The sequence below is a fragment of the Pseudomonas huaxiensis genome (genome assembly GCF_003231275.1).
In the GTDB taxonomy this organism is placed as follows: Bacteria; Pseudomonadota; Gammaproteobacteria; order Pseudomonadales; family Pseudomonadaceae; genus Aquipseudomonas; species Aquipseudomonas huaxiensis.
On record NZ_QKVL01000102.1, the window covers coordinates 1 to 2911 of the forward strand.

At 38.3% G+C, this 2911-nt stretch carries 3 protein-coding genes; all 3 read left to right on the forward strand.

All coding sequences use genetic code 11. The annotated features are described in order from the left end of the window. Nucleotides 1-279: 279 nt before the first annotated feature. The 3 genes from DM374_RS33375 to DM374_RS33380 are packed head-to-tail and all read left to right on the forward strand — an operon-like array spanning nt 280 to nt 2541. On the forward strand, nt 280-873 hold the full coding sequence (locus tag DM374_RS33375) for a hypothetical protein (RefSeq protein ID WP_157969805.1): 594 nt from the start codon (nt 280-282) through the stop codon (nt 871-873). Then, nucleotides 873-1601 carry a dCTP deaminase domain-containing protein gene (locus tag DM374_RS32255; protein ID WP_110973505.1) on the forward strand — a complete coding sequence of 243 codons (729 nt, stop codon included), beginning with the start codon at nt 873-875 and terminating at the stop codon, nt 1599-1601. Before DM374_RS33375 ends, DM374_RS32255 begins: the two co-directional genes overlap by 1 nt. 1 nt (nt 1602) lies before the next feature. Continuing rightward, a complete protein-coding gene (locus DM374_RS33380; RefSeq protein WP_157969806.1) occupies nt 1603-2541 on the forward strand; it encodes a nucleotide kinase domain-containing protein in 939 nt (312 codons plus the stop codon). The last annotated feature ends 370 nt before the right edge of the window (nt 2542-2911 follow it).

The following is a 2911-nucleotide window of genomic DNA, read 5'->3' on the forward strand; positions in this document are numbered from 1 at the left end:
GTTGTCGTCCTCTTCATTACGATGCCTGAGAAATCCCAAAGGCGACCCAAACGGCTTATCGGAGAGGAGTCGCTCAGAGGGTTATGCAAATCAAATGAATCAAGACCATGAGCTATCTTGTTTATTGAATCAGAGAAGCTGTAACTTAGCAGCTTGAGCATGCTGGAATAGCCAAACGCCACCACTGATGCCATAATGGCATGATTTGAAACAGTGTATAATTGCTATATTTTACACAGCCTAATTTACGACGTAAAACTTAAGGAATGGGACGGTAACATGTCACTTTTCAGTCAATTGAAAAAACTTCAATGGAAACAACTTCAACATGACGAAAAGTATCATAAAGAGATATGCCTGCTCACCGTACAGCGCCGCATTACTCACATGACACTTCACCTGTCAAAATATAGCTCAAAAATTGTTAAGTCCGCCTTCACTGAAGACTCTGATGTTTTAAAAAAGAGCCTTATTGATACAGTAATAATTATTTTCTCTTCAGCAAACATCTTCAACCACTCTATTGGTTCAAAGTACTCAAAAAACTTCGATAGTATTCAGTCAGTTGGAGAAAGCGTATTGAATAGTTTTCCGACAGGAAAACACAACATATTGTTAAGTCTTGCAGTTGAAATAAGCTCAACCACAGGAAATATGTGCAAAGCTGTAGAGTCCCTGGATCATCTGGAGCCCTACGCGTTTAGAGAGAGCTTACTGGACTCACTTCATTCTTTATTTGAGCTTTCACTTGCATTGGCTTGCATAGTAGGAGTAGAAAATATCCCTGAAAAAATCAGTGATAGACTTTACGCAGTAGAAAAAAAGAATCTTTTTTTTGATGAACTCGGAAACTACAAGGAAGGTTACAATTAATGTTCTGGAGCGGCAAAACTCTCGAAGAAATCAAAGACTCTTTAATAGTTCCATCTGAAGGAGACAGCGATAAGATAAAAATTGATTGTGCAGCTATATCTTTAACGTTAGGAAATGAAATATACGTAACACCCAACACAGATAAAGAACCTCCTGTAAAACAAATACTGGAACGCAAAAAACCACAATTTATAATCCCCAAAGGTCAATTTGCTTTATTGACAACAAGCGAAACAGTGATTGTTCCACACTATGCCTTGGCATTCATCTCTTTTAAAGCCAAATATAAGTTCAAGGGTTTAATAAACGTATCGGGTTTTCATGTTGATCCGGGGTGGAAGGGACAACTCACATTTTCAGTCTATAACGCTGGCCCAACAGACATTCTCATGGAGAGAGGTAAGCCCTTTGCTCTGATCTGGTATGCGGATCTAGATAATAAAGCGAGCAAATTTGAGCCATACGCAAAAGAAATTAACACTGCTCACACTGGACTAGATCATGAAAAAGTTGCGGCGATGACGGGGGAAGTGTTTTCCCCATTTAAATTAAAATCAGAGATTGAAACATTAAAAAAAGAAATGGTTATGCTGGAAAGCAAAATACTGACACGATACTCTTTGGTATTTTTCGCTATATTTACAGCGATTATGACAGCTGCATTTAGAAACCATATTGCAGAGTGGCTTAAAGCTCTCGCAAACGCCCTGAAGACAACAGCCATATAACATGAAAAAACTAGAAAAGTCAGTATGTTACGATGAGTACTGGCGTTTTGCATATGCGCGCCAATTGAGATATGTCGCAAAAAAAACAAGCACCAAAATAGAACACATCGACCCAATTCTAGATCAATACAAGTTCACCAATTGCTATCGAGCAACAGATAGAGTTTCCCAGTACCTAATTAAAAACATCACAAACTGTAAAAGCACTTCAAGGGATGATGTTTTTTTCAGGATTTTAATATTTAAAATTTTCAACAAAATATCAACTTGGGAATTGCTCGAATCTAAAATAGGAAATATTTGTGCATCTAGATTCAACATCAATGAATACACAAAGTACTTGAATGAGTTAAAGGAAGACAGGCAGAAAATATACTCTGCCGCCTACATAATGCCGTCAGGGATGCAGTATGGATCCAATATAAAGCATGTGAACAATCTTCGCATGATTCAGCAACTGCTGGATTCAGATACTGCATCTAAGGTTTGGGGGGCTAGTTCGCTCGAAGAAATTTACCAGATTTTTATCAGAGTCCCGTCTATAGGTAAATTCCTTGCTCTGCAGCTAGCCATCGACTGCGCATATAGTTCTTACTCAACTGCAGAAGAGAGCCAATTTGTAATTGCGGGACCAGGCGCAGAGAGAGGTATTAAAAAATGCTTCCCGACGGCCACTCCGGATGAATTCACACGTATCATAAGTCATATGCACGAGACTCAAGAAAGTGAATTTAAAAGGCTCGGACTTAATTTTCATTACTTAGAAAGCAGAAAACTCCAATTAATTGACTGCCAGAATATTTTTTGCGAGCTGGACAAATACCTTAGAGTAAAGCTCCCCGAATTCAACATAGAAACCACTAGAATAAAACAGCTCTATAAGCCAAATAAATCTACAATCTCTTTTGAGCTACCTCATAAATGGACACGTGAGAATTAAAAATGAGAATTTATATTCACAACCCCCTTTCTACAAACCAAAGAATTTTTGTAGTCATCAGCCTAATAACCTTTATAGCCTCCATAATAATCATTTATATAAGCGCACCAGATTTTGTTCATGGCTGCGCTACCAAAATCTCACATCCAGACCAACCAAGTTATTATGTAATCCGTCAGGATTGCATTGCAAATTTCGACAGCATAATCAATTTCTACAATGTAACCTTTCATTTTATCATTTGGCTCTCTGTAACTTTAGCCTTCCTATCGTTGCTAGCACTTATTGTAAAAACATGGTCATGGATGTTGGATAGCTGATTTACATCGATGAACTAGGCCCCGCATACCATATGCGGGGCCAAGCATTG